This window comes from Hydrogenothermus marinus (assembly GCF_003688665.1).
Lineage (GTDB): Bacteria > Aquificota > Aquificia > Aquificales > Hydrogenothermaceae > Hydrogenothermus > Hydrogenothermus marinus.
In genome coordinates, this window is sequence record NZ_REFO01000012.1 from 195,780 (window position 1) to 199,910 (window position 4,131).

The following is a 4,131-nucleotide window of genomic DNA, read 5'->3' on the forward strand; positions in this document are numbered from 1 at the left end:
GGAACTCTTTATAAACCTTTAAAGGTGTATCACAGTTTTCACATTCTATCTCTTCATCACATCTTGGACAGTATAAAAAAGATGCATAAGCTTTTTTATTTGCTATTATTAAAGTTTTTTTATTTTCTTTAAGTAGTTTTGTTATTTCTTCAAAAATTTTTTCTCTTTTAAATGGGATTGTTTTAAAATCTGCTTTTGGATAAAAATTAGTAAAATCTTTGTTTATTAGTGTTATTAATTTTTTTTCTATTGAGTAATAAGTTTCTACAGATGGAATATATGAAGAGTATATAAGGGCTATATCTTTTTCTTTAAAAATCTCATAGGCAACTCTTCTTGTATCAAATTTAGGTGTTCTTTTTACTTTATAGCTTTCTGAAGACTCTTCTTCAATTATTAAACATGCAAGATTTTTTACTGGCATTAATAAACCTGAATAAGAGGTTATTAAAACTGCTCCTTCTTTTTCTTGTAGCTTGAACCATGTTTTGATTTTTTCTTTACTTGGCAATGCATCATGATATATATAAACATTTGGGAAAGTTTCATTTAAAATCTCATAAGCTTTTTGTATAGATATTATATTTGGAAAACTGATTATTAAGCTTTTTCCTTCTTTTTGATAACCTGATATTAGTCTTTTATAAAAAACAAATCTTTCTTGTATTGGTTTACCACTTAGATTAAATAATCCTTTTTTTATTTTTGTAGAAGGTATTTCTATTGTTTGTTTTAAAACTGCTTTTTCTTTTTTGAAAACAAGATTTTCTTTTTTTAACAGTCCTTTTTTTAGTAAAGAGTTTATAGTTTGCTTTTTAAAACCTGCTTCTAATATTTCAAGTTCTGTCGCTTGCTGATTTTCTATCAAAAACTCTAAAAGCTGTTTTTGAGTATCTGATAATTTTTCTTCTTTGTCTAAAACTGGTTTATAAACATAATTTTCTGGAAATTTTTTTATCCATTTTCCATTTTTTTTCTTCCATCTAAGTTCTTCAGGGATAAAATAATAAAGGGTTATTCCAAGAGATGATACATAATAGTTTGCTATTTTTTTTGCTATATTTATCTCTTTTTCTGTGAAAATAGGCTTGTTATCTGGTATTTCTTCTATCTCTTTTATTAATATATCTTCATACTCTTCAATATCATCTACTAAATTTGTGATTATTCCTGTATATCCAATATTTCTAAAAGGTACTAAAACTCTTCTTCCTATTAGATTTTTATTTTGTAAACTCTCATACTTTTGTTTTGATATTTTGTAGGTAAAATTTTGATAAAAAGGAAGAGGAAGAGCTACTTCAAAATATATAAAATCTTTTATTTTATAACTCCTGACTAAATTTTGTTATATATTTTAAAATTATAAACTATATCAGTTGAGTTTTTATTGAAAATTTAATTTAATTGTATATACTTATATACACATAAATATTAGATGAGGTTTTATTATGCTTGCAATTAACAAATGGGGAAATTCTCAAGGTATAAGAATTCCTAAAAAATATTTAGAAGAGTTAGGCTTAAAAATTGGTGATAAAGTAGAGCTTAAAATAGAAGATGGCAAGCTTGTAATTTATCCTACCAAACAAAAAAGGAAACCTAAATTGGATATAAACGAATTATTTAAAGAAAAGTATAAAGAAAATCAAGAGTATGATTGGGGTAAAGTAGGAAAAGAAGTATGGTAATTTACATTCCAAAAAAAGGTGATATAATCCATTTAAATTTTAATCCATCTATAGGACATGAACAAAAAGGAAATAGATATGTAGTTGTTGTAAGCCATTATATTTTTAACAAGAATACAGGGATGTGTTTTGCAATTCCTATAACTTCTAAATATAAAGGTTATCCTACTGAAAAATATATTGAAATAGGAAATATCAAAGGATACGCGTTAATAGATCAACTAAAAAGCATTGATTACAAAGCAAGAAATATAAAATTTAAAGCTAAACTTCCTGAAGAACAATTAGAAGAAATTCTTGACATTATAGAAACTATTATTTTTTCTTGATAACAACTGTAGTTAATAGATTTATTACCTGTTATAACTCCTCAATTGTTATGTTATCGTTTGTATAAATACATATTTCTCCTGCAATTTTCATAGCTTCTTCTGCTATTTTTCTTGCATCCAAATCTGTATTTCTGTATAAAGCTAATGCAGCACTTCTTGCAAAATCTCCGCCTGAACCTGTTGCTAATATTGGTTCATCTGGTTGGATTACATCTCCATTTCCTGATATTAAAAACATATTATCTTTGTCTGCGGCAATTAAAACTGCTTCAAGTCTTCTTAAGAATTTATCTGTTCTCCAATCTTTAGCAAGTTCTACAGATGCTCTTAAAAGATTTCCTCTATGTTTGCTTAATTTTTCTTCAAGTCTTTCCATTAAAGCAAGACCATCTGCAGCAGAACCAGCAAAACCAACTAAAACTTTTCCTTCATTTAATCTTCTAATTTTTTTTGCTGTAGCTTTCATTACAGTATTTCCAAGAGTAACTTGTCCATCACCTGCAATTACTGTTTTTCCATCTTTTCTAACAACTAATATTGTAGTGCTTTTAGTTTTTTCCATTTTTTACCTCTGTGTTTAGTGCTACTTTAGGATCATATAAATATATTCTTTTTGCAAATAAAAAATGCCTTAAATAGTAATCTTTATTTATATTAGATATTATAATTCTTTTCCCTGAAGAAGATGCATGAATCATTTTCCCTTCACCTACATAAATCCCAACATGAGAAGGAAATTTTGCATATGTTTGGAAAAATAATAAATCCCCTGGTTGTAAATCTTCTTTACTAACAAATATTCCAAATTGTGCTTGGTATCTTGCTGTTCTTGGAAGATCAATCCCTGCCATACGATAAACTTTCTGAACAAAGGCTGAACAATCCATTCCATTTACAGTTTCACCACCAAATCTATATTTTATTCCAAGAAGTCCTATTGCAAGATCAACAATCTGAGATTGGAATTTAGTGGCTGGTAGTTTGTCATCAATCATTTCAGCTAAAAATCTTTTTTTTGCATAATCATTTTTAAAATGTTTATAGCTATTAAACACCTCTATATTTCCAGCAAAAGCAGTAAAACTAATTAATAATAAAATCAAATACTTTTTCAAAAATTTTTCCTCTTTTTTAAGTTTTTTATTAAATTTTCGTCATATATTCTTATATAATAATAGCAATAAACTAAACTGTAGGCAATTTAATGAGAGATTTAAGACCAACATCTAACAAGGTTAAACAAGCTTTATTTAATATTTTATTTGATGTACAAGATAAATCTTTTTTAGACCTTTTTGCAGGAACAGGAGAAATTGGAATTACTGCATTAAAAAAAGGAGCGAAACCTGTTTATTTTGTTGAAATAGAAAAGAAAAGGGCAGGAGATATAAAGAAAAAAGCATCAAAATTTTCACAAGATTTTAAGATTATCTCAAAAGATGCTTTAAAATTTCTACAAAATACACCAAATAAATTTGACATAATTTTTGCTGACCCACCTTATTCATATAAAAATTATAAAAAACTAATAGAAGAAGCATTAAAACATCTAAATAAAAATGGTATTTTTATATTGGAACATAGATCTAATCATAGTTTTAATGCAGATGAAGAGAGAAAATATGGAGATACAGTTTTATCTTTTTGGTATAGAGGAGAAGAATGATACAAAAAATATGTGTATATCCTGGCACTTTTGATCCTATACATTTAGGACATTTAGATATAATAAAAAGAGCTTTAAATATTTTTGAAACTGTTATAGTAGCAGTAGCCTCAAATCCTAACAAAAATCCTTTATTTTCATTGGAAGAAAGAATAGATATGATAAAAAAATCTACTGAAAAATACCAAGATAGAGTTATAGTTGAAGGATTTGATACATTACTTGTTGATTTTGTAAAAAAGTATAACACAAATGTAATAATAAGAGGAGTAAGACTTTTTACAGATTTTGAGTATGAACTTCAAATAGCTATGACAAATTATAATCTTGCAAAAGTAGAAACTTTTTTTATGATGCCGTCTCAAGAACTAATACATATAAGCTCATCTATAGTAAAAGATGTTGCTTTTCATAAAGGAGATGTTACGAGTTTAGTACCTAA

The 4,131-nt window shown here is 26.5% G+C and carries 7 protein-coding genes and 1 pseudogene; 4 read left to right on the forward strand and 4 right to left on the reverse strand.

The window, feature by feature from the left end; all coding sequences use genetic code 11:
* Together CLV39_RS08615 and CLV39_RS08860 are read right to left on the reverse strand one after the other, a co-directional pair.
* On the reverse strand, positions 1–868 hold an 868-nt coding region (locus CLV39_RS08615; protein WP_245960332.1), incomplete at its 3' end, for a primosomal protein N'.
* Positions 869–1,006: 138 nt separating this feature from the next.
* A pseudogene (locus CLV39_RS08860) lies at positions 1,007–1,324 on the reverse strand (primosomal protein N' family DNA-binding protein); the annotation flags it as partial.
* A gap of 127 nt (positions 1,325–1,451) precedes the next feature.
* Between CLV39_RS08860 and CLV39_RS05950 the strand changes: the two are divergent.
* Together CLV39_RS05950 and CLV39_RS05955 are read left to right on the forward strand one after the other, a co-directional pair.
* Complete coding sequence (locus tag CLV39_RS05950; RefSeq protein ID WP_211325067.1) at positions 1,452–1,691, forward strand: AbrB/MazE/SpoVT family DNA-binding domain-containing protein; 240 nt, start codon at positions 1,452–1,454, stop codon at positions 1,689–1,691.
* Positions 1,685–2,020 carry a type II toxin-antitoxin system PemK/MazF family toxin gene (locus CLV39_RS05955; RefSeq protein WP_121923319.1) on the forward strand — a complete coding sequence of 112 codons (336 nt, stop codon included), beginning with the start codon at positions 1,685–1,687 and terminating at the stop codon, positions 2,018–2,020. The genes CLV39_RS05950 and CLV39_RS05955 overlap by 7 nt, the downstream gene beginning before the upstream one ends.
* Positions 2,021–2,051: 31 nt before the next feature.
* On the opposite strand, the gene hslV is transcribed toward CLV39_RS05955, so the two are convergent.
* Positions 2,052–2,585: an ATP-dependent protease subunit HslV gene (gene hslV / locus CLV39_RS05960; RefSeq protein WP_121923320.1), complete on the reverse strand. Its 534-nt coding sequence runs from the start codon at positions 2,583–2,585 to the stop codon at positions 2,052–2,054.
* On the reverse strand, positions 2,572–3,138 hold the full coding sequence (locus CLV39_RS05965) for a C40 family peptidase (protein ID WP_245960333.1): 567 nt from the start codon (positions 3,136–3,138) through the stop codon (positions 2,572–2,574). Before CLV39_RS05965 ends, hslV begins: the two co-directional genes overlap by 14 nt.
* Before the next feature lie 89 nt (positions 3,139–3,227).
* Between CLV39_RS05965 and CLV39_RS05970 the strand changes: the two genes are divergently transcribed.
* Entirely contained in the window at positions 3,228–3,689 is a 462-nt protein-coding gene (locus tag CLV39_RS05970) for an RsmD family RNA methyltransferase (RefSeq protein WP_121923321.1), read from the forward strand.
* On the forward strand, positions 3,686–4,131 hold a 446-nt coding region (coaD, locus tag CLV39_RS05975; RefSeq protein WP_121923322.1), incomplete at its 3' end, for a pantetheine-phosphate adenylyltransferase. The genes CLV39_RS05970 and coaD, both read left to right, overlap by 4 nt.